A 22,183-nucleotide genomic window follows, 5' to 3' on the forward strand; every position below is an offset into this window, starting at 1 on the left:
TGCTGACACCGCTCGAGCAGAGCGCCACAAGCGGCAACTATGACGTTGCAAGGCTATCGAGCCACACCACGACTGGTTTTCGCTACATCGCCACACACAGCCGGTACGCGTCGTAAATCGCCGTGTGAATGTCGCGCGATGCCACGGCGTCGCCGATCCTGTACAGATGAAACTGCCCGCCTCCATTCGCCGCCTGCAAAACCGGCTGCGCCGAGCCGCGCGCGAAAGCCGCAAGGTCAATCTGGCCGTCGTTGACCGAATGCACGCGCGCGGCCTCGAAGAGATCGTCCACAGCGATGGTCCCGCGTTCGACCACCACTTGCTCCGCCTCCATCTGCACGAGCTCGCCAGTTAGCTGGTGCCTGAAAACTGCCCGCAACACGCCCGCGTCGCCGCGCTGCACCTGGACGAGTTCCACGTGTGCGCGGACCGGCACCTGCCATTTCTCGAGGCTGCGCATCCACACGAGGTCGTCGCCCTTGCCGCCGGTTTCCTGCGCGGGCAGCGCGTCGAGCACGGCGAGGCGCACGTCGAGTCCCGCGGACACATAGCGCTCGGTGCATAGATACGCGTTGTGGCGCCCGGTGCCGTCATAGACGAGCACGCGTCCCGCCTGTGGCGGCGTATCCGAGAGCGCATCGGCCACGGAGCGGCACCATTCGCCGCCCGCCAGTCCGTCAAGATCGGGAATGCCGCCCGTGGCCACGGTCACCACGTCAGGTTGCGCTTGGAGCACGTCGTCGAGTTCCGCATACTGGTTGTAGCGGACTTCGACGCCGAGGCGCTCCAGCTCACGGACACGCCAGTCCACGATCCCGATCAGGTCCTTGCGCCAGCTTCCCGACGCCGCGAGCAGCAACTGCCCGCCGGCGCGATGGGCCGCTTCGAGCAGCGTCACGCGATGGCCGCGGCTCGCGCAAACGCGTGCCGCTTCGAGCCCCGCCGGTCCTGCGCCAACAATCAGCACCTTGCGCGGTGTCTCGCTCGGCACGATGTCGTGCGGCAAAAAAGTTTCGCGGGCGGTCGCCGGATTGTGGATGCACGTGGCTTTCGCGTTGCGGCAAAAGGAGCCTCCCACGCACGGCCGCGCGGCTTCTTCGCGCCCTTCCTGGATGAGCCGCACGAGATGCGGCTCCGCGATATGCGCGCGCGTCATGCCGACCATGTCGATGAGGCCCTCGCGGATCGCATAGCGTGCGGTCGCGAGGTCGGCGATCTTCGCAGCGTGAAAGACCGGCAGCCGCACCGCACGCCGGAACGCGGCGGCTTTCGAAAGCCACGGCGCCGAGGGCATGAACATGCCCGGCATGCTGTTCACGATCAGCGACATCTTCGTGTCCATACGTCCATAGACGACGTTGAAGAAATCGAAGAGACCGCTTTGCTCAAGAACGCGCGCCATTTCCAGACTTTCCTCGAAGCTGCAGCCGTCTTCGAGTGCGAAGCGCAGGCCGACGGGATACTCGTCGCCGACTTCCTTGCGGATCGCCTCATGAACCTCGAGCGCGAAACGGCAGCGGTTCGCGGCCGAACCGCCGTACCGGTCGCTGCGCAGGTTCACGGTCGGATCGAGAAACTGCCCGATCAGATGGCCGCCGGCGTGTGTTTCCAAACCGTCCAGTCCGCCTTGCATGCAGCGTTTCGCGGCGCGTCCGAAGTCGCTCACAATGCGCTTGATGTCGTGATCGCTCATGGCTTGCGGGATCGCGCGATGCAGCGTCTCGCGGCGCGTCGAGGGAGCGGGCATCGGCAGCCACGGTTCGGCGTACGGATCGCCGCGCCGGCCGAGATGCGTGATCTGACACATCAACGCCGCGCCGTGCGCATGCACGCGTTCGGAAAAACGCTGCAGATGCGGCACGACTTCGTCGACGCCCATGTTGATCTGCTGGAAGGTATTGGGACTGTCGATGCTCACATTCGAGGATCCGCCGAACATCGTGAGGCCAATGCCTCCACGCGCCTTTTCCTCGTGATAGCGTTGATAGACTTCCTGCGGGAATTCGCCTTCAATGAGGCGGCTCGCGTGGCTCGTGCTCATCACGCGGTTTCTGAGCACGAGTTGCCTGATGGTCAGCGGTTGTAGCAGCGGGTCGGACGAAGCGGCGAGGCGCGCGTCGTCAGCGGTGGGCAAGGTCATGTCGGCATTCTCCGGAACGGTCTGCCGACAAAACTAAGGTGGCCCTCAAAGCGCGTCAATTTACATCTTCGTCAACGCGAATTACATGGTGTTAGCCGATGGCACTTCGACTTCCGTCGCTTCAGGCGCTGCACGTTTTCGAGGCCGCCGCGCGTCACCTGAGCCTCACGCGCGCGGCGCACGAGCTGAATGTCACGCCGGTGGCGGTGAGCCGCATGGTGGCGCGTCTCGAAGACGCGCTTGGCTTCAGGCTCTTCGCACGCACGAAGACAGGGCTCGCTCTCACCGACGAGGGCGCGAAGCTGCAAGCGGCAGTGGCCTCCGGCTTCGGCCTCGTGAGCGACACCATCCACGAACTCAAAAGCCGGCAGCAGGAGAACGAGACGGTCACGCTTTCCGTCTCCAGCGGTTTTGCCGCTCAGTGGCTGCTGCCGCGACACGCGCGCTTTCAGGCTGCGTTTGCGTCAGTGAACCTGCGCTTGCAGGTGATGGCGAGCCGGCTATATGGGCCGCTCGACGGCGCCGATCTCGGCATTCGCTTGCACAAGCCGGGCTCCGGGAGCGACGCGTTGTGTTTTTGCCCGGAGGTGATCATCGCCGTATGCAGGCCGGACTATCTCGCCGAACACGGTCCGCTGGACGCGCCGCGTCCAACCGATGACAAAACGCGCGGCCATACGCTGATTCATCTTGAGCCGACCACGCACACATGGACCGACTATTTCGCTGTGACGGGAATCGCAAACCGCGCGTGTGCGAAACATGTCAGCTATTCCGATGCGGGTCTCGCGTTGCAAGCGGCGATGCTCGGGCATGGCGTGATGCTCGGCTGGCTGCTGGCAGTCGCCGCGCCGCTCAACGCCGGTACGGTGGTTCCGGCGTCGCGACGCTTCGTCGAAACGGGTTGCAACTACGTGCTGGAGTGCCGCAGCCGCGAGCCGACACGCGCGATGCGGGAGGTGGCGCAATGGCTCATCGACGAAATGCGCGTGGAGTTGGAGAAGGCCCAGCCGATGCTCGCTTGCGCCGAGAGCGTGCAAACTCGCGCGCCGGTTTGAAGATTGCGACGCGCTGGTTGACGTCTTCGGCGTGCAGCGCGGCCTGGGTCACGCGCAGCAGCTAACGGCAGGCGGCCCCGGGGCGGGCCGCTTGCTGTCATTGTCAGTTCGCGTTCAGGCTCTGCTTCGCGGCGAAACAACGCGATTGTGTCCGGGGACTGCGTTGCGATCGACACCCGAGCCGCCGCTGTCTTCAACCGGCGGCTGATGCCGGAAGCCCGCATTGCCCGACACGATGGCTATGATCGCGCCGACAACCAGCGCTGCGAATGAGAACCAGCTTGCGCGCGCGACGCCGCGCGCGGCGGCGTCTGCGGTTTCGCGCACCTGCTGCCCGGCTTCGGGACTCGAGGCCATCGATGCCGCCGACGCAATCGCCGACTGCACTTGCTGCTTCGCCGTATCCACCACCGGATTGGTTCCGCCCGCCTGGTTGGCCACCTGGTTGCCCGCCGTGGCTCCGACCTGCGCACCCGTCGCCGCTACGCTGCCGGCGGTGCTCACCGCGCCGGTGATGAGCGAAGTCATCCCGTAGACGATGAAAAGGGTCATGACCGCCCACGCCAGCAGCCCGTGCAGCCAGCCCAGCACGGGCGCGCAACGTCCTGCGTAGTACGAACCGACGAGTACCGCCAGCACCGTCGTCACGATCACCCACACGCCCGAGCCGAAGCCGAAGCCGTGCAGCGGGTCCGGTCTGGACATCGGCGCGAGCAGCGATGCGCCAATGGCCGTGCCGAGCACGCTCATGATCAGATAGACGATCATCGAAAGAATCACGCCCGCGAAAATCGGGCCCCATGACAGCCGAGGCAGGCCGTCTTGTGTGGTGAGCAGTTTCATGGTGTCTCCTGCAAGAGAGAGGAAGAGGTCGCCTGTTGCCGCGCACGTCGCCCGGCCTCTGCGCCTGCGCAAGCGCCATGCCGTGAACCGCATGCGAGCCCGCGTATCAGCCGTTCCGGGCGTTATACGCGGCGGCTTCCTCGAGCAGCCATGTCCTGAACAGTTCCAGCGGCTTGCCGTGACTCAGTTCGGTCGGGTAGACCAGGTAGTAGGCGGATTCTTCGACGGTGGTGGCGGCAAACGGAATCACGAGGCCCAACTGCGCGAGCTGTTCGTCGACGAAAAACCTGGGCACCAGCGCAATGCCGAGACCTGCCGCGGCCGCGCTGATCAGCATGGAGTGCAGTTCGTAGCGCACGCCTTGCATGGTCGCGTTGTCTTCTACACCGACATTCGAAAACCAGCGGGACCAGGCGTCGGGGCGCGTGGTCGAATGAAGCAGCGGGTACTTCAGCAGTTCGTGCGGTTTCCTTATCGGCTTTGCCAGCAGGGACGGCGAGCACACGGGCACCACTTCCTCGCCGAACAGATAGTCGGACGAGGTGCCCGGCCACGTAGGCTTGCCATAATGAATGGCGGCCTCGAAGTGCGTTTCCTCGAAAGAGAACAGGTCCGTGCGAATGCCCATATTGATGCGCACGTCCGCGTTGCGGTCGTTGAAGTCCTTCATGCGCGGAATCAACCATTGCGACGCGAAGGTGGGCAGCACCGCGAGTTCCAGGTAGCCGCCGCCGCTGCCGTGCGCAATGATGGACAGCGTGTCGCGATCCAGATTCTCCAGCGCGCGGCGCACCTGCGTGCCATACAGGCGCCCTGCGCGAGTGAGCATCACTCGCTGCTTCGAGCGAACGAAAAGCCGCACGCCGAGATTCGCTTCGAGCGTCGCGATCTGCCGCGAGATTGCGCTTTCGGTGAGGAACAACTCCTTCGCGGCATGAGTGAAGCTTTCGTGCCGCGCGGCGGCTTCGAACGCCAAGAGCGCACTCATGTTGGGAATCTTGAACTTGCGCATGTTTGTTCCAAAAAATCATCAAGTGACAATTTAATCTCGCTTTACGCAGCACGCAACAGTTTGAATAATGCTATTTCGGTAAGGCTGGCTACCATTTAGCCGCCGCGTCAGATGAACCATCATTCCCATTGCGGCGCTGCGCCGTGAGAGAGAAGCAAATGCGCAATTCGAACGTTGAAAGCCTGTTATTGAAGCTGCTGGGTCCGGCTAAAACGGAGTCGCTTTTTACGACCTTGAACTTCCCAACGGCACTGGAAGACTGGGAAGATGGCACCGTCACGCGCGCCGAACTCGCACAGGCAATGAACATGGCGTTGTTCGAGGACCTGCTGGAGCGTTCGCCGAATGGGCGCGCCTACACGAGCGAGGCGATCGCGAACGGCGGTTCTGTCCATTTCGATCACGGCGCACTGCGCACGGTGCGTTGGGAGAACAATGGCGCACTGCCTCCAGGCGAGGCGGCGTTTACCCGCATTCTTCGTCCGCTCGGCTTCAGATTGAACGGGCGCTATCCGCTCGACAAGCTAGGCATGACGGGCCGCGCCTACGCGCATGAAGATGCACCCGACCAGATCGCGCAGTTCTTCGTGAGCGAACTGCATCCCGAGCGTTTCTCCGTCGAATTCCAGCAGGCCGTGACAAATGTGGTGAGTTCGTCGAAAGATCCGTTGACGCCGCTCGCGGTTGCGCAGCTTTGGGAGCTGGAGCGCGAAGGCTCGCTCCCTATCGACGCCGCGCACGCGCTGCTGCCGGTGATTGTCGGCGCGTTCGCGCGTCAGCACGATGTGCCGAGCGAGGCGGATTACGAAGTGCTGTTGCGCGAATCCGCGGAAATGGCGTGGATTTCCACCGAAGGCAACGCGTTCAATCACGCGACGGACCGCGTCGAAGACGTCTTCACGCTCTCGGACGAAGAGAAGAGCAAGGGCCGGCCAATGAAGCCGGAAGTCGAGCGTTCGCGTTCCGGCCGTGTGTTCCAGACGGCGTATCGCGCCGACACGGTTGAGCGTCAGTTCCGCTCGGCGGGCGGCAAACTCGTCACGCGCGACGTTCCCGGTTCGTTCTATGAGTTCATTACGCGCAAGCGCACGTTCGATCAGGCGTCGCGTAGCTGGGTCACCGACCTGCGCTTCGACGCCGGCAACGCGCAGGGCATTTTCAAAATGACCGCGAACGCGGCGCAGTAGAGGTGGGAAACCCGTGGAAAATGCGGTAAAAAGCGCGGCCGAACTGGCGTTGAACCATGCGCCGGAACCTGCAGTGAAACCGGCCGCGCCGTTCGAGGCAGGCGCGCGCCTGCTCCAACGGGTCGAGGCCGATCTGCGCGCCGCGCTGCGAGGCGAAGTGCGCTTCGACGCCGGATCGAAGGCCTTGTACGCGTCGGATGCGTCGAACTATCGGCAGATTCCGTTGGGCGTAGTGGTGCCCGCCGATGTCAACGATCTCGTTGCAGCGCTCGAAGTTTGCCGCCGCAACGACGTGCCGTTTCTGACGCGAGGCGGCGGTACGTCGCAAAACGGGCAGTGCGTGAACGTCGCGGTGGTGGCCGACGCGAGCAAGTACGTGAACCGCGTCGTCAGCGTCGATCCGCAAAGCAGAAACGCGATCGTCGAGCCGGGCGTGGTCTGCGACACGCTGCGCGATGCGGCCGAAAAGCATGGCCTCACGTTTGCACCGGACCCTGCAACTCACAGCCGTTGCACGCTCGGCGGAATGATCGCGAACAACTCGTGCGGCGCGCATTCGGTGATGGGTGGCAAGACCGTCGAGAACATCGAGGCGTTGGAGATCGCGACGTACGACGGTGCGCGCTTCTGGGTCGGACCGACCAGCGACGCCGAACTGGAAACCATCATCGCAAAGGGCGGGCGCCAGGGTGAGATCTACGCGAAGCTGCGCGACTTGCGCGACCGCTACGCCGAGCGCATTCGCGACGAGTTTCCGCAAATCAGGCGCCGCGTATCCGGATTCAATCTCGATCAGTTGCTGCCGGAAAACGGCTTTAATGTCGCGCGCGCACTCGTGGGCACCGAGGGTACATGTGCGGTCACGCTGCAGGCGAAGGTGCGCCTCGTGCACAGCCCGGCGTGCCGCGTGTTGCTCGTGCTCGGTTTCAGCGACATCTACACGGCCGCGGATGCCGTCCCGCACTTCAACCGTCTTTCGCCGATCGCCATTGAAGGCCTCGACCGCGCGATCATTCGCGGCTTGCAGGCGCGCGGCCTGAAGCGCGAGGAAATCGCGCTGTTGCCTGACGGCGACGCATGGGTCGTGCTCGAATTCGGCGCCGACACGGTTGCCGAGGCGCTCGCGCAGGCGCATGAAGCCGACGCGTACTTCAAGTCGGGCGCGGCGGGCGCAGGCATCAGCGGGTTGGTGGTCGAAGAAAAGCAGAAGCAGCAGAAGATCTGGTCGATACGCGAAACGGGTGCGTCGGCGGTGGCCTTGTCGGTTGATCCGTCGAAGCCCGACCCGATAGTCGGCTGGGAAGATGCGGCAGTCGATCCGCTGCGGCTCGGCGATTATCTGCGCAGGTTTCAGGCGCTGGTGGACCGTTTCGGTTACGAGACTTGCCTGTACGGCCATTTCGGCGACGGCTGCGTGCATGCGCGCATCACGTTCGACATACGGAGCGCCGAAGGCGTCGGCAAATGGCGCGGTTTTCTGCGCGAGGCGGCGCAACTGGTGGTCGATTTCGGCGGCTCGTTGTCGGGCGAACATGGCGACGGCCAGGCCAAGGCCGAATTTCTGCCCATCATGTACGGCCCCGAAATCATGCGGGCGATGGAGGAATTCAAGGCGATCTGGGATCCGCTCAATCGCATGAACCCGGGCAAGGTTGTTCATGCGTACCGCGCCGACGAAAACCTGCGCATGGGTCCCGCCTACAAGCCGGTCACACTCACCACAAAGCTCGCGTTCACGAGCCCCGAGGGCGACGGCATGCAGCGCGCGGTGGAACGCTGCATCGGCATGGGCAAATGCCGTTCGCTCGACGGCGGCACGATGTGCCCGAGTTTCCGCGCGACGCGCGAGGAAAAATTTTCGACGCGGGGCCGCGCGCACCTCTTCTGGGAAATGCTTCAGGGCGAAGTGATCGAGGACGGCTGGAACAGCGTCGAGGTCAAGGAAGCACTGGACACATGCCTTGCATGCAAAGGCTGCAAATCCGATTGCCCGACGCATACCGACATGGCGTCGTACAAGGCTGAGTTTCTGTCGCACTACTACGAACGGCACCGTCGGCCGCGTCAGGCGATGTTCATGGGCCGCATTGGTCAATGGGCGCCGCTTGCGAGCCGCTTCGCGCGCGTGACCAATTTCATGACATCCGCGAAGCCGTTGGCTCATATCAGCAAGTGGGTCGCGGGCGTCGCTGCCGAGCGGCATCTGCCGGTGTTCGCGCCGCGCACCTTCCGGGCAATCGAGAGGCGTCGCGCCGCCGAAGGCAGTGCCGCTGCAAGCGAGCGTTCGCGCAAAGTCATTCTGTGGGTCGACACGTTCAACGACCACTTCTCGCCCGACATCGCGACGGCCGCGCTCGACGTGCTGACGCGCATCGGCTATCAGGTGGTATTGCCGCGCAAGCGTCTTTGCTGTGGGCGGCCGCTATACGATTATGGCTTGCTGGACGAAGCGCGCGCGCTGCTTCGCAGCGCCGTTGATGAACTCGCCGACGACATTCGCGCCGGCGTGCCGATAGTCGGGCTCGAGCCCGGTTGCCTGTCCGTCTTCAAGGATGAACTGCTCAAGCAGCTTCCCAACGATCCGGATGCAAGAAAGCTGTCGGACCAGACCTTCCTGTTCTCGGATTTCGTTGCGCGCGCGGATTTTGAATGGCCAAAACTCGACGCAGACGTCGTGGTGCACGGACACTGTCATCAGAAGTCGATCTTCGGCATGAAGGGCGACACTGCATTGCTCGACAAACTCGGCGTGCGTTGGACGCTGCTCGATACCGGCTGTTGCGGCATGGCCGGCTCATTCGGTTTCAACACGGACCACTACGAACTCTCGATGAAAATCGCCGAAGACAAGCTGTTGCCGCTCGTGCGTAACGCGCCCTCTGAGGCGATTGTCGTGACCAATGGCTTTAGCTGCCGCGAGCAGATCCAGCACGGAGCCGGCAGACAGTCGATGCATATCGCGCAGTTGGTCATGCAAGCGCTCGGCCAGCCGACGGCGTCGCGCAGAACCTCCGACTGACCCACCGTCGTTGCAAGCTCCTGGCCGCTATTTCCGATCAGAAATAGCGGCTTGCGGTTCATGCATTTAGCGTGACACGTTTTGTGTTGCCGCCGAAAACCTGGGCGTGTATAGTTTCCGAACGTACCAAAATTTCGTATTGGAAATTCAAAGAGGCCTCAATCGTGAAAGCATCGACAATTCTCTCGGAACTCGGCATTTCCCACCTCGCTGAAGCGGGCGACATCGCCGTCCACTCGCCGATCAATGGCGAACTCATCGGCCGCGTCGCGAGCAGGACGGTTGCCGACGTCGAAGCCGCCCTGGCCAACGCGCAGAAGGCTTATGCAAGCTGGCGCAACGTGCCGGCGCCGCGCCGCGGAGAGTTGGTGCGCCTGCTCGGCAACAAGTTGCGCGAGCAGAAGCACGCGCTAGGCAGCATCATCACGCTCGAGACCGGCAAGATTCTTCAGGAAGGCCTCGGCGAAGTTCAGGAAATGATCGACATCTGCGATTTCGCGGTCGGTCTGTCGCGTCAGCTTTACGGTCTGACCATCGCGTCGGAGCGCCCTGGTCATCGCATGGCCGAGACCTGGCATCCCATGGGCGTGTGCACCGTCATTTCGGCGTTCAACTTTCCGGCGGCCGTGTGGTCGTGGAATGCGGCGCTCGCGCTTGTGTGCGGCAATGCGGTGATCTGGAAGCCATCGGAAAAGACGCCGCTCACCGCACTTGCCGTCGACAAGATTCTGCAGGACGCGTTGAAGGAATTCGGCGACGCACCGGATGGCCTCACGTGTGTGGTGAACGGAGGCCGCGAGGTTGGCGCGAAGCTGGTTGCCGATCCGCGCTCGAATATCGTCAGCGCGACGGGCAGCACGGAAATGGGCCGCACGGTCGGCGTGGAAGTGGCGCGCCGCTTTGGCCGCTCGATTCTCGAACTCGGCGGCAACAACGCGGGCATTGTCTCGGGCACCGCAGATCTCGAACTGGCGCTGCGCGGCATCGTGTTTTCGGCGGTCGGCACGGCAGGTCAGCGCTGCACGTCGCTGCGCCGCCTGTTCGTTCACGAAAGTGTCTACGACAAGGCTGTCGAACGTTTGAAGACGCTGTACAGCAAGGTCGTGATCGGCAATCCGCTGGAGCAGGGCGTGCTGATGGGACCGCTGATCGACGAGCAGTCGTTTAATCGCATGCAGGCGGCACTGGAGCAGGCGAAGAGCGAAGGCGGCAAGGTGTTCGGCGGCGAGCGCCACACGGTTGCAGGCAACGAGAAGGCCTTCTATGTCCGCCCGGCCATTGTGGAAATGCCTTCACAGACGCCGGTCGTGCTGAAGGAAACCTTCGCGCCGATCCTCTACGTGCTGAAGTACAGCGACTTCAACGACGCGATCGACGGCAACAATGCAGCCGTGCACGGCCTTTCGTCGTGCGTCTTCACGACGGACCTGCGTGAAGCCGAACGATTCCTCTCGGCCTCGGGCAGCGACTGCGGTATCGCGAACGTGAACATCGGACCGAGCGGCGCGGAAATTGGCGGCGCGTTCGGCGGCGAAAAGGAAACCGGCGGCGGACGTGAATCCGGCTCGGATTCGTGGAAGGCCTATATGCGCCGCGCGACCAACACGGTCAACTATTCGTCGGCACTGCCGCTTGCGCAGGGTATCGATTTCAACATCGGTTAAGCGTATTGCGCTGCATATCGACGGCCGTTGCAAGACGGCCGTTTTTTTAAGGCGTATCGCTTTTTCGGACGTGCAAGACAACGCTGGTCACGCTCTGCCGGCGGGCGTTTCTTGCGAACCATCCGGTCATGAGCTATCTGGAGCAAGTCGTGAGTTCTCAAGTCGTTATTGTCGGCGGCGGGGTTATCGGCAGTTCTATCGCTTACTTCTTGCGGGCTTCGGACCCGAGCGTTGCGGTGACTGTGATCGAGCGCGATCCGAGTTACGCAAAGTCATCGTCGGCGTTATCGGCCGCTTCGATCCGGCAGCAGTTTTCCACGCCGCTGTCGATTCAGATGTCGCTGTACGGTATCGAATTCCTGCGCAATATCGGCGAGCTGCTCGAAGTCGACGGCAACAGGCCGTCAATCGATCTGCATGAAGGCGGTTACCTGTTTCTCGCCACGCCCGCCGGCGACGCAACGCTGCGCGAAAACCACGCGTTGCAGAAGAGCCTTGGCGCGGACATCAATCTGATGGATCAGCAGGCGCTGAAGGCCAGATTCCCGTGGCTGAATGTCGAGGACCTGGTGTCCGGCGCGTTCGGTGAAAGCGGCGAAGGGTGGTTCGACGGCTATGGGCTCGTGCAGGCGCTTCGCAAGAAGGCGCAGTCGCTCGGTGCGCGCTATATCGCGGCGGACGTAACGGGCGTGGTTCGCGAAGACCGCAACATCAGTCACGTGATTGCAGGCAACGGCGAGCGGTATGCATGCGATACGGTGGTGAACGCGGCGGGCGCCTGGGCGCGCAAGATCGCCGCGATGATGGACATCGATATTCCGGTGTTTGCTCGCCGCCGCAGCATTTTCAATGTGTCTTCGCCGGCTCGCCTCGAGGCTTGTCCGCTGCTGATCGACCCGACCGGCGTGTACTTCCGTCCTGAAGGAAAGACCTATATTTGCGGCGCGTCGCCGAGCGCGGACAACGATCCTGACGACCTGCCGCTCGACGAAGTCGACCACGCTCTGTTCGACGACGTCATCTGGCCGACACTGGCGCACCGCGTGCCGGAATTCGAGGCACTGCGTGTGGAGAACTGCTGGTCGGGCTATTACGAGTACAACGTATTCGATCACAACGCGATCATCGGCTACCACCCGCAAATCGATAACTGCGTGTTTGCCAACGGCTACAGCGGGCATGGCCTTCAGCAAGGTCCGGCCACAGGCCGTGGCGTGGCCGAGCTGATTCTCAACGGACGATATGTGTCGCTCGATCTGTCTTCGTTGAGTTGGCAGCGCTTGCTGGAAAACCGTCCTATTGTGGAAAAGAACGTGGTTTAGCGCGCGGTTCGATTCGCACGCATTCGAGTGCGCGAGGGCCCGGCCATTGCCGGGCTTTTCTTTTGGTAGTGGCCCGCTTGATGATAAAAGCGCACTACGTAGTGCATAGATATCGTTTGCTGCGGATGTAACGGCTGACCACAATGAACACCTGAATGCCCGGGCTCCCAGCTAACGACAACATGTACGAATTCACCGCTCCTTTCCAGAATCCCTCAGGCTCTCCGATTCGCGAACTGTTCAAGTATCTCGCCGAGCCGGGCATGATCTCGTTTGCGGGCGGCTATCCCGCCAGCGATCTGTTCGACGTCGAAGGTCTGCAGCAGGCTGCGGCTCGCGCCTACCAGGACGCGAACCTGTGTCTCCAGTATGGACCCACCGACGGTTTGCCGCGCCTGAAGCACGAACTCGTCAATCTGATGACACGTCGCGGCGTGTCGTGTTCGCCGAATGAGATGCTGGTAACCACGGGATCGCAGCAGGGACTCGACCTGTTGCTTCGCGTGCTGGTGAATCCGGGCGATGTCGTACTGACCGAACAGCCGGCGTACCCGGCAACGCTTCAGGCGCTCAGGCTTCAGCAGGCGAACATCGTGAGCTTGCCGGTCGATGCGCACGGGCTCGACGTCGACTATCTCGCCACGCTTCTCGCCTCCGGGACGATCGCGCGCCCAAAGCTGCTTTATACGGTCCCCACGTTTGCGAACCCGACGGGCGCAACCATCACGCGTGAGCGCCGCATCGCATTGCTGAAGCTGGCGGTGCAATATCAATTCGTGATCGTCGAGGACGACCCGTATGGCGATCTGCGTTTTTCCGGCGACGCGGTACCGTCAATCCTCTCGCTTGCGGCGCAAGTAGACGGATCGCGCGACTGGGTCGTTCATTTCGCGAGTCTCTCGAAGATCGTCGCGCCGGGCTTGCGCGTGGGCTGGACGATTGCACCGGCAGAAATCGCACGCCGCTGCGTGATCGCGAAGCAGACCGTGGACCTTTGCAGCACGCCGTGGACGCAAGCCATTGCCGCCGAATACCTCGCCGATGGCGCACTCGAACGACACCTGCCGCGTATTACCGCAATGTACGGGCGCAAATGCGAGGCGCTATCCGATGCACTGCATTCGGAACTCGGCGGTGCTCTCGAGTTTCATCGGCCCGAGGGCGGCATGTTCGTGTGGGCGCGTCTGAATGAGAACGACAGTGGCAGCGTTATCGACGCCTCCGCGCTCCTGCAACGCGCGATTGAGAACAAGGTCATCTTCGTGCCGGGCAAGGCGTTTTTCGCGGACAAGGTGGACGCCGCGTCGCTGCGCCTGTCATTTGCGGCGCCGGGCATTGCCGACATCGAGGAAGGCGTAAGGCGGCTAAAGCGCGCGTATGGCGCCTGGCCGGATACAGGCCGGACATACACACGGAACACGGACGGGCGTTAGCCCGTCCCCGCGCTCGCTAGTAGCGTCCTGACAGCAGTTCTCCGGCATTCGGCACATAGGTGCGCAGGCCCAGCTTCTTCAACATCGAAAAGGTCGTGCAGACCGCGGCCGAAACAACCGGCTTGCCGCACTCATCCTGCACTGCCTGGATTGCCTCGAACGACGGCATCTGCACGCAGGCAGAAAGCACGACTGCGTCCGCCTGCGAAAGATCGAGTTGCCTGTAAATTGAGCGCAAGGCGTTTGGATCGCGTGCGCCGACTTCCAGGTTGTCGGGAATTTCGAGTGCGAGATGGCTCACCACGCGGATGTTCTCGTGTTCCAGATAGTCGACGACCAGTTGCGTGAGTGGTTTCATGTAAGGCGCAATTAGCGCAATACGTCTGATACCTAGCGCGCGCAGGCCGTCGACGAGCGCGCCAGCACTTGTCACTACCGGCGCATTGCAGGCATTGTTCTCCGCGACCCCCTTCAGGCGCTTCTCAGACACGCGGTGATAGCCGATACCCATGCTCATGATGGCCACGAGACACGCATATCCGAGCACGTCGACCCTTGCATCGGCCAATTCCGCCGCGCAGCAATCCGAGTCGCGATCCATGGACTCGAGTTCTTCCTTTGTTACCTGCTTCATGCGCATACGGCTCGAATGAAACGTGAACCGTTCGGGCTCGACGGTTTCGCGCAAACGAAGCATTGCCGGAATTTCCCGTTCCATCGTTACATTGGAACTCGGAACAATCTGGCCGATACGAAAAGTTTTGCTGGAAATCATGGGGCTTCCTGCTAGACGGAGACAACGGGATTACGCAGCGTGCCGATGCGCTCGACGCGTGCTTCGATAATGTCGCCGGGATGCATCCACTCCTGCGGCGTGCGGCCGGCGCCGACTCCGGACGGCGTACCGGTCGCGATGATGTCGCCGGGTTCGAGTGTCATTGCCGAGGCGATATCCGCGATCAGCGCAGGAATCTTGAAGTACATCTGCGCGGTGCTCGCCTGCTGCATGACGCGCCCGTTTTTGGTCAGCGACAACTCGAGGTCATGTGGATCGGCGATTTCGTCGGCCGTGACGATGCAAGGGCCCATCGGGCAGTAGGTATCCTGGCCCTTCGAGAAAATCCATTGGCCTGCACGGCGGTTGTCGCGCGCGCTGATGTCGTTGATCACTGTGTAGCCGAACACATGAGCCATCGCGTCGGCTTCCGTAATGCGTTTCGCGGTCCGTCCGATCACCACACCGAGTTCGACTTCCCAGTCGAGTTGCTGCGTAATCTCGCTGTTATGTTCAATGGCTTCATTCGGGCCGATTACCGTGGTTGGCGGCTTGCTGAAAACCACGGGTTTCGCGGGCATTTCGTTGTCCGTGTCGAGCGAGCGGCTTGATTCGGCGACGTGGTCCACGTAATTCAATCCGATACCGAAGAGGTTCTTGCGAGGTCGCGGAATCGGCGCAAGCAATCTGACGTTGCTGAGCCACGTGGCAGTGCCCACGGGCCAGCGCGCGCGATGCGCCGCAAGAAGCTCGCGCAACAAATCCAGCGCCGCCGGGCCTGCGTCGATGAGCCCGAGCATTGTCGAGGGCAGGCTCACGTTCGCCTGCAAGCCCAATAGCGCGACGTCGATGACCTGTTCGTCGAGCACAACGCCCACACGCGCCGCTTGCTCGCGCGCGAGATCCTGATAGGTGACTAACTGCATATTTTCCTCGATGGTCGCTTATTACGTCTGGTGTCCGTCGTCCGGCAGGTAGGCTTGCTCGTGATAGATCGCGAGCGATTTCATGACGGGGAAGTCGTTGAAGGAAAAGAGGCAGGCATCGTCGGTTGCCGACGCATTCGCATGCTCATGCCAGGTCCAGGACGGTACGCAGAAAATGTCGTGCTCTTTCCAGTCGAACCGCTTGCCGCCGATAACCGAGTGGCCGGACCCTTTTGCCACGTGATAGATCACGTTGCCCGTGTGCCGATGCGCCCGCGTGCTTTCCCCTGCGCGCAGCATCTGCATCTGCGCGCCCATGGTCGGCATCACCGAGCCGCCTGTCAGCGGGTTCACGTATTCCATCACGACACCGTCGAACGGCGAACCGTCGGTGACCTTCGCATAGCGAAGCAGCGCTTCGTACGTGCTTTCCCAACTGAACTTCAATAGCGGCGAGTAGGGCTTGCGCCAGTCCGGCTCTAGCGGTTTGAGCGCAGGGCTGGCATACGCGGCGTGAGAGGCGTTCAGGGGCCGAGCGACGTCCTGATGGAGTTCAGGGTGGACTTCATAGAAGTTGGCTTCCAGCGCGTTGATTAGCGGAATGTCGAGTCCGTCCTGCCAGATGCAGGGCGACGTGCCGCCGTCGTTGCCGTGTTCATGCCAGGTGCCGTTGGGTGTGATCACAAAGTCGTTTGCTGCGAGCGTCAGACGTTCGCCGTCGACGATCGTGTAAGCGCCGCTGCCTTCAATAATGAAGCGCAGCGCCGAAGCCATATGCCGGTGCGCCGATGCCGCCTCGCCTGGTTTCATCACCTGTATTCCGGTGTAGAGCCAACCGACAGCGGCACTGACGTCGCGCCGCCTCGGGTTCACAAGCATGACAACGCGTCGTCCGGCATCCTCCGGGCGAACGAGCTCGAGCGATTGCAGCACCATGGGGCGCAGTGCTTCATAACTCCATAACATGGGAACGGCATGGGGCCTGGGTTCCCATGGCTCGATTTCATTGGCCACCGTCCACAGCGCGCCGGCTTCGTGCTGCGCGAGCGCTTCATAAAACGCGGAAAGCTCGGGGGTTTCGACGACGCGCGCGCGTCCCGCTACATTATCGTCATGCATGGCGCTTCTCCGTTATAGCGGCGGACGTCGCAGTTGCGGGACTCGCGGCGGCATTTTCGCGTGGTTCGCAAGGTGCTTTATCCGCTGCTTCGCCGGTGATCTGCATGGGCGCCTGCCTGCGCTTGTCAACGGTCAGATTGAAGATATCGAAACGGTTGTAGTGACCGACAATGTCATGCATCTGCTTTGGTTGTATGCAGCGCGACAGGTCGATTTCTGCATAGACGATTCCCTCGCGATCGATCAGCGGCTCGGTCAACAAACGGCCGTCCGGACCGAAGATGCCCGAGAACGCGCTGTGCTCGCGCTCGAGAAGCGCGCGAGCATGGGCGTCGTCGCCCGCAACGCGGTCGACGATCTCCTCGGAGACAGCCGAACAGGAAACGATGGAGAACAGTTTGCCCTCGAACGCATGGGCGGCCGCGCGCAGCTTGATCGCCTCGACCATGTCGTAGTCCTTCGGCGCGACAGGCAAAGCAATGTAGTTCGCCACATGAATCAGTTCACCTTGCGCAAGCAGCGAAAAACGCGCGAGTGTGTTGGTGTTTTCTCCGCAGGCGAGTGCGCCTAGCGGACCGATTTCCGTTTGGTACACGGTGAGCGAGTTGCCGTCGCCGCCCGTCCAGGTCAGCTTTTCCGCCCAGGTGGGCACGAGCTTGCGATGCCGGCCGAGCAGGGTGCCGTCCGCGCCGATGAACAGCACGGTGTTGTACAGCACACCGTAACTGTTTGCCCCGCGTTCGTTCACGCCGATTACGACGAAGCAGTTCGCCCCGCGCGCTGCTGAGCACAGCCGGCCGACGTGAGGGCCCGGTACGTCGATCGAGTTGACGTAAAGCCGCTCGTACCATGAACTGCCCTGAACCGGGGTCATGGTCCAGTTCCAGTACGGGTAGCCTGCAACGAACACCTCGGGGAACGCGACGAGACGGGCGCCTTCACCTGCGGCAGCGCCGATCAGCGAACAGGCGAGTTCGACGGTTGCATCCGCATTGAGGTAGACCGGTGCCGCCTGCACAGCCGCGGCAATGAATGGCGTGGGATAGGTTTTCACAGTGCCTCCTTCTCCGCGAGCTGCGCATTCGGGCGATCCTTGACGAACTTGTAAGCGATGCCCAGCGCAATCAGCAGCGGGATCCCTGTTACTAGCGTCATGCGGAACGCGGGCAGCACGAGCGTTGTTGCGAGGACGGCGAACATCAACCCGCCGCCGGCGATCGTGAGGAAAGGAAATCCCCAGATGCGGAAGGTGAGGCGGGTTCCGTCGCGCTCCGCGACGCGCCTGAAACGGTAGTGGGTGACGAAGATCATGAACCATGCGAACAGGGCGCCGAACATCGCTATGGACATGACGAGCAAGAACGAATCTCCGGGCGCAAAGACACTGCAAACGGCTGCGAAAGCCACGCCCGACGTCGAAAAAAGAAGCGCGCGAGACGGCGCGCCGTTGCGGCCAATGGTGCCGAGAAAGGCGGGCGCCTGGCCGCCGCGAGACAGGCTGAAAATCATCCGTGTTGCTACGTACAACTGAGCGTTCATGGCCGACAAAGCGGCGGTCAGGACGACGAAGTTCATCACGCTCGCGCCGAAGGGAATGCCGAGCAGGCGCATGACGAGAACGAACGGGCTTTCTCCCGTGCCCGCGCGCTGCCACGGAACGATCGCCACCGTCAATGCAATCGTGACGATGTAGAACACCAGTAGCCGCAACACGGCGGACTTGAATGCCGTGCGCGCGGCCTGCTGCGGTTGTTTCGCTTCACCGGCGGCAACGGCGATGAATTCGATGCCGATAAAACTGAAGATTGCGATCACCACGGCGTACCAGGTGCCCGAAAAGCCCTTCGGAAAGAAGCCCTGGTTAGCGAAATAGTTGCCAAAGCCGATGGCTCCGCCCTCGGGTGCTTGCCACACCGTCAAACCGCCGATAACGATAAAGCCCACGATAGCGGCCACCTTCACCGCGGCGAACCAGTACTCGGCGGTACCGAATACGTTGACACTGCTTGCGTTGACCACGATCAGCAGCGCGGAAAAGCCGATTATCCAGAGCCACGCCGGTGTTGCCGGAAACCAGTACTGCATGTACACGGCAACGGCGGTGACCTCCGCGCCGATAACGAGAACCACTGACACCCAATACGTATAGCGCACGATGAAACCGGCGCGTGCACCGAGGTAATGCTCCGCATATGCGCCAAACGAACCCGTGGTTGGATGCGCGATTACCATTTCCGCGAGGCAGCCCATCAATAGCAGAGCGACCAGCGCGCCTATTGCATAGCTGACGATCACGCTCGGTCCTGCCATCTTAATCGCGGCTCCACTGCCGAGAAAAAGACCCGTGCCGATCGCGCTGCCAATGGCGATCATCGTGAGTTGCCGGGGTGTGAGACGCTTTTCGAGGTCGCTCTCGCGCGCGGCAATCGAATCGAAGTTTCCTGCTGACATCGTGTCTCCTTTTGTAATCGTTGCCCGGCGCGATTCGACGCGCCGGGGGCTGCTTTACGTGAAATCGCGCCGCTGCTGGTACTCTGGCTTATCCCACGCGCGGGTGGTCATGATCTGGTCCAACGCATCGATCAGCGCATGGACGTCATCCGGGGTGTTGTAGAGCGGCGCAAAGCCGAATCGCATGTAATCCGGCATGCGGAAGTCGCCGATGAACTTGCGCTTTGCCAGTTCCTGCATCACGCCGTAGCCATGCGGATGACGCAGCGACACATGACTGCCTCGCAGGGTCGCGTCGCGAGGCGAAGCGACCACGACGCCGTGCGTGCTCAGGTGCCTGTCCACGCCTTCAATGAAAAGGCCGGTGAGCTCGGTGCTTCGACTTCGGATGTCGCTCAGAGACACTCCGTCGAAGATGTCTAGTGCCCGTGAGAGAACCGAAAGACCAATGACGGGGTTCGTTCCGCACAAGAATCGTGCAGTGCCCCGCGCGGGCGTGTAGTGCTGCGCGAAGTCGAACGGGCGTGCATGGCCGAACCACCCAGCGAGTGGTTGCTCGCAGGCGTCGGCGTGGCGCTCCGCGACGTACAGATAGGCCGGTGCGCCGGGGCCGCCGTTGAGGTACTTGTACCCACATCCGACGGCGAAGTCCGCGCCGCTGCCGTCGAGATCGCACGGCACCGCGCCCGCCGTGTGGGACAGATCCCAGACAATGAGCGCGCCCACGTCGTGAGCCCGCTGCGTGTAGCCGTGCATGTCGTAGATTTCTGCGCTGCGGTAGTCCACGTGCGTGAGTACCACTGCCGCGACTTCGTCGTCGAGATTGCTCCCGATCTCGCGCGCGGGGACTGCGACGACCGTCAGGCCAAAGAGCCTGGCGACCTGCTCGACTATATACAGGTCGGTCGGAAATGCGTCGGAGTCCGTGACGATTTTCTTCCGGCCACTCCGAAGCCGTATCGCGCTCACCAGCACTTTGAAAAGGTTGACCGACGTCGAGTCGCAAGCCACGACCTGATGAGGTTTTGCGCCGATCAGCGCGGCGATCTTGGCGCCCGTGCGTTGCGGCAAGGTACGCCATTCAGCGTCATGCCACGAATGAATGAGGCCGGTGCCCCATTCGTGCGTGATGACATTCGACGCATGCAGTTGGACGACCTTGGGCATCAGGCCGAGCGAGTTGCCGTCGAAATAGCGGACGCCTTCTGGAATGCAGAATCTGTCACGCGTTTCTGCCAGCGTGCCGCAGGCGTCCATGGCCGGTGTGGCTATTGCGCTGCGATCCATTACGCCCCCAACACGGTACGGATAGCCCACAACTCGGGAAAGAAGCGATGTTCGACAACATGCTTGAGCCAGCCCACACCCGCCGATCCGCCTGTACCTGGCTTGAAGCCGAGAATGCGCTCGACGGAGGTGAAATGGCGCCACCGGTACTGCGAGAAGAGATCCGCGATTTCTATGAGGCCTTCGCCGAGAAGGTAAAGATCGTTATCGGGCGCCGGATCGCCGTAGACCTCGAGCCATGCTTTCTCGACCTCGGGGTTCGACGTGTACGTTTCCGACCAGTCGCGCTGCAATGCATTTGCGGGAACTGCGATTCCGCGCCGATGCAGTAGCGCCAGCACATCGTCATAGAGGCTGGGCGCATTGAGGGACGCCTTCAGTTGCGGATAAACGTCGGGGTTGTTCGCGTGAGCCTGCGCGAGGCGTACCGACTTGTTGCCGAGAATGAACTCGACATGCCGATACATATACGATTGCTGCCCCGACGAAACGCCGAGACAGTCGCGGAATTCGTTGAAGCCGCTGGTCGTGATGGTCGAGAGCACGTCCCACGTCTTAACGAGGTATTCGAAAAGGCGCTTGATCCGAGGCACTAACGCCAGTGCGCCGGCGATGTCGTCGTCCTTGATGCGCAACTGCATGTTGTAGGCTTCATAGTGAATTGCCTTGAACGTTAGCTCCTTGCATTGCGTCATCAGGATAAAGACCATCTCATCATGGCCTTCGCTGCGCATGTGCTGAATGCTCAAAAGCAAGTCGTTGCGGTGGTAGTCGATGAAGGGATTGCTCTTGCCATCGAATGCAATCAACGGTTCGCCGGAAGTCGACCTGGCGGTTTCTTCCCGGCTTGCGTTCGTCGAAATCGAAACGTCCTTGATGAGCGACCGTTCGAGCGCCGGGTTGCGCACTTCAGGGATGACGCGCTTGCGTGGTCTATTCATGATTTGTCTCCAAGTAATTTGAAGGTGTCGATGCCGGGCCGGCTCGCAAAATCGGATAGATCGAAAAGAATGTCGAAGTGATTTCTATTGGCGACTTCGTAGTGCGATACGTCGCCACCAGACTGCGCAATAAAAGCGGCATAGTCGCGGCTCTGCTGCTTGAACGCAGACGTTTCGTGTTCGCCCCAGCACACCACGGTCGGTACCCGGACCCGCAACGGCAGCAATTGCGGACTCATGGCAGCCGCGCCTTCAAGGTCTAGCCGAAGCGGCTCATTGATATAAGTCGTGACAAGCGGACGCAAGTCGTAGATGCCGGAAATGAGCACCGCGCCGTGAAACGGTGCGGCGTTTAACCCGAAAATCTTCCAGTCGACAGACATGAGCATCGCTGCGAGATGGGCGCCGGCGGAACTACCCGCAATTACCATTCGCGCGTGCGGCCTTCGTGTTGCAAGGGAGATCAGCGCGGTCGCGCACTGGGCGACGATCGTCGACACCGTCGCATGAGGGGCCAGCGTGTAATTCACTGCCGCATAGGCATGGCCTCGCGACTGCAGCGAATCCGCGGGAAAGCATGAAACCTCTGCGGAAAGCTCCTGCCAATAGCCGCCGTGAAAGAAAACCAGCATTGCGTCAGGCGCACTGCCCGCCGGCTCGAAGACGATCGTATATTCCTCCGATGTCTTGCCGTAGGGCACGCGTATCGCATTGGCATGCCTCAGGGCCGCGAGGCTCTTTGTCTCGTAGTCCGCGATCACTTCGCGGTAGTTGGCGGCGACTGAACTCGGCGAGTACGCCAAGTCCGGATCGTCAGGCGTCAGTTCATTGCACATGATTGCTCCCAGACCTGACCACATTCTATGAATGGCGAGGAGATCGGTTTTTTCTATCTTTGCCCGCACGGCCCTGGATATCGGCAAGAAATTTCGCTTATATTCGAGTAGAAGGTAAGTCTTGTCTGGTTGAGGCGATGCCTCGCAAATCAATGGTGCCAACGGAGCCT

Annotated in this window: 17 protein-coding genes; 6 read left to right on the forward strand and 11 right to left on the reverse strand. The window is 61.7% G+C overall.

The features are described 5' to 3' along the window. Nucleotides 1-82 precede the first annotated feature (82 nt). Complete coding sequence (locus A3AC_RS0127510) at nucleotides 83-2,140, reverse strand: NADH:flavin oxidoreductase (protein WP_025602659.1); 2,058 nt, start codon at nucleotides 2,138-2,140, stop codon at nucleotides 83-85. 98 nt (nucleotides 2,141-2,238) lie between these two features. Between A3AC_RS0127510 and A3AC_RS0127515 the strand changes: the two genes are divergently transcribed. Next, on the forward strand, nucleotides 2,239-3,198 hold the full coding sequence (locus A3AC_RS0127515; protein WP_025602661.1) for a LysR family transcriptional regulator: 960 nt from the start codon (nucleotides 2,239-2,241) through the stop codon (nucleotides 3,196-3,198). Between the two features lie 114 nt (nucleotides 3,199-3,312). Here the strand turns inward: A3AC_RS0127515 and A3AC_RS0127520 are convergent, their stop codons facing one another. Further along, nucleotides 3,313-4,041, reverse strand: coding sequence for a YrzE family protein (locus A3AC_RS0127520; RefSeq protein ID WP_025602663.1), 729 nt, complete (start codon nucleotides 4,039-4,041; stop codon nucleotides 3,313-3,315). A 106-nt stretch (nucleotides 4,042-4,147) separates the two neighbouring features. Next, on the reverse strand, nucleotides 4,148-5,053 hold the full coding sequence (locus A3AC_RS0127525) for a LysR substrate-binding domain-containing protein (RefSeq protein WP_025602665.1): 906 nt from the start codon (nucleotides 5,051-5,053) through the stop codon (nucleotides 4,148-4,150). Between the two features lie 158 nt (nucleotides 5,054-5,211). Between A3AC_RS0127525 and A3AC_RS0127530 the strand changes: the two genes are divergently transcribed. From A3AC_RS0127530 to A3AC_RS0127550, 5 genes are all read left to right on the forward strand, one after another. Beyond that, on the forward strand, nucleotides 5,212-6,240 hold the full coding sequence (locus A3AC_RS0127530) for a DUF1338 domain-containing protein (RefSeq protein ID WP_025602667.1): 1,029 nt from the start codon (nucleotides 5,212-5,214) through the stop codon (nucleotides 6,238-6,240). Between the two features lie 73 nt (nucleotides 6,241-6,313). Further along, nucleotides 6,314-9,259, forward strand: a complete 2,946-nt coding sequence (locus A3AC_RS0127535) for an FAD-binding and (Fe-S)-binding domain-containing protein (protein WP_198018039.1) — start codon at nucleotides 6,314-6,316, stop codon at nucleotides 9,257-9,259. Nucleotides 9,260-9,423: 164 nt separating this feature from the next. Next, nucleotides 9,424-10,923 (forward strand): L-piperidine-6-carboxylate dehydrogenase, encoded by a 1,500-nt coding sequence (gene amaB / locus A3AC_RS0127540; protein WP_025602671.1) that lies wholly within the window; start codon nucleotides 9,424-9,426, stop codon nucleotides 10,921-10,923. Between the two features lie 149 nt (nucleotides 10,924-11,072). Beyond that, entirely contained in the window at nucleotides 11,073-12,245 is a 1,173-nt protein-coding gene (locus A3AC_RS0127545; protein WP_025602673.1) for an NAD(P)/FAD-dependent oxidoreductase, read from the forward strand. 182 nt (nucleotides 12,246-12,427) lie between these two features. Next, the gene (locus A3AC_RS0127550; RefSeq protein WP_025602675.1) at nucleotides 12,428-13,678 is read left to right on the forward strand and encodes an aminotransferase-like domain-containing protein; all 1,251 of its coding nucleotides are present in this window, start codon (nucleotides 12,428-12,430) and stop codon (nucleotides 13,676-13,678) included. Between the two features lie 16 nt (nucleotides 13,679-13,694). Here the strand turns inward: A3AC_RS0127550 and A3AC_RS0127555 are convergent, their stop codons facing one another. Genes A3AC_RS0127555 through A3AC_RS0127590 form a run of 8 tightly spaced genes read right to left on the reverse strand, consistent with a single transcriptional unit; the run spans nucleotide 13,695 to nucleotide 22,175 of the window. Then, nucleotides 13,695-14,453 carry a maleate cis-trans isomerase family protein gene (locus tag A3AC_RS0127555; RefSeq protein ID WP_025602677.1) on the reverse strand — a complete coding sequence of 253 codons (759 nt, stop codon included), beginning with the start codon at nucleotides 14,451-14,453 and terminating at the stop codon, nucleotides 13,695-13,697. Between the two features lie 11 nt (nucleotides 14,454-14,464). Then, nucleotides 14,465-15,379, reverse strand: a complete 915-nt coding sequence (locus A3AC_RS0127560; RefSeq protein WP_025602679.1) for a fumarylacetoacetate hydrolase family protein — start codon at nucleotides 15,377-15,379, stop codon at nucleotides 14,465-14,467. Between the two features lie 21 nt (nucleotides 15,380-15,400). Then, a complete protein-coding gene (locus A3AC_RS0127565; RefSeq protein ID WP_025602681.1) occupies nucleotides 15,401-16,498 on the reverse strand; it encodes a cupin domain-containing protein in 1,098 nt (365 codons plus the stop codon). Beyond that, nucleotides 16,491-17,552, reverse strand: coding sequence for a carbon-nitrogen hydrolase family protein (locus tag A3AC_RS0127570; RefSeq protein ID WP_025602683.1), 1,062 nt, complete (start codon nucleotides 17,550-17,552; stop codon nucleotides 16,491-16,493). Before A3AC_RS0127570 ends, A3AC_RS0127565 begins: the two co-directional genes overlap by 8 nt. Continuing rightward, nucleotides 17,549-18,949: an amino acid permease gene (locus A3AC_RS0127575; RefSeq protein ID WP_025602685.1), complete on the reverse strand. Its 1,401-nt coding sequence runs from the start codon at nucleotides 18,947-18,949 to the stop codon at nucleotides 17,549-17,551. Before A3AC_RS0127575 ends, A3AC_RS0127570 begins: the two co-directional genes overlap by 4 nt. A gap of 54 nt (nucleotides 18,950-19,003) precedes the next feature. Then, nucleotides 19,004-20,236: a kynureninase gene (gene kynU / locus A3AC_RS0127580; protein ID WP_025602687.1), complete on the reverse strand. Its 1,233-nt coding sequence runs from the start codon at nucleotides 20,234-20,236 to the stop codon at nucleotides 19,004-19,006. Continuing rightward, nucleotides 20,236-21,177, reverse strand: coding sequence for a tryptophan 2,3-dioxygenase (locus A3AC_RS0127585; RefSeq protein WP_025602689.1), 942 nt, complete (start codon nucleotides 21,175-21,177; stop codon nucleotides 20,236-20,238). Before A3AC_RS0127585 ends, kynU begins: the two co-directional genes overlap by 1 nt. Further along, nucleotides 21,174-22,175 (reverse strand): alpha/beta hydrolase, encoded by a 1,002-nt coding sequence (locus tag A3AC_RS0127590; protein ID WP_156924675.1) that lies wholly within the window; start codon nucleotides 22,173-22,175, stop codon nucleotides 21,174-21,176. The genes A3AC_RS0127585 and A3AC_RS0127590 overlap by 4 nt, the downstream gene beginning before the upstream one ends. Nucleotides 22,176-22,183 lie beyond the last annotated feature (8 nt).

The organism is Burkholderia sp. WSM2230 (assembly GCF_000472445.1).
In the GTDB taxonomy this organism is placed as follows: Bacteria; Pseudomonadota; Gammaproteobacteria; order Burkholderiales; family Burkholderiaceae; genus Paraburkholderia.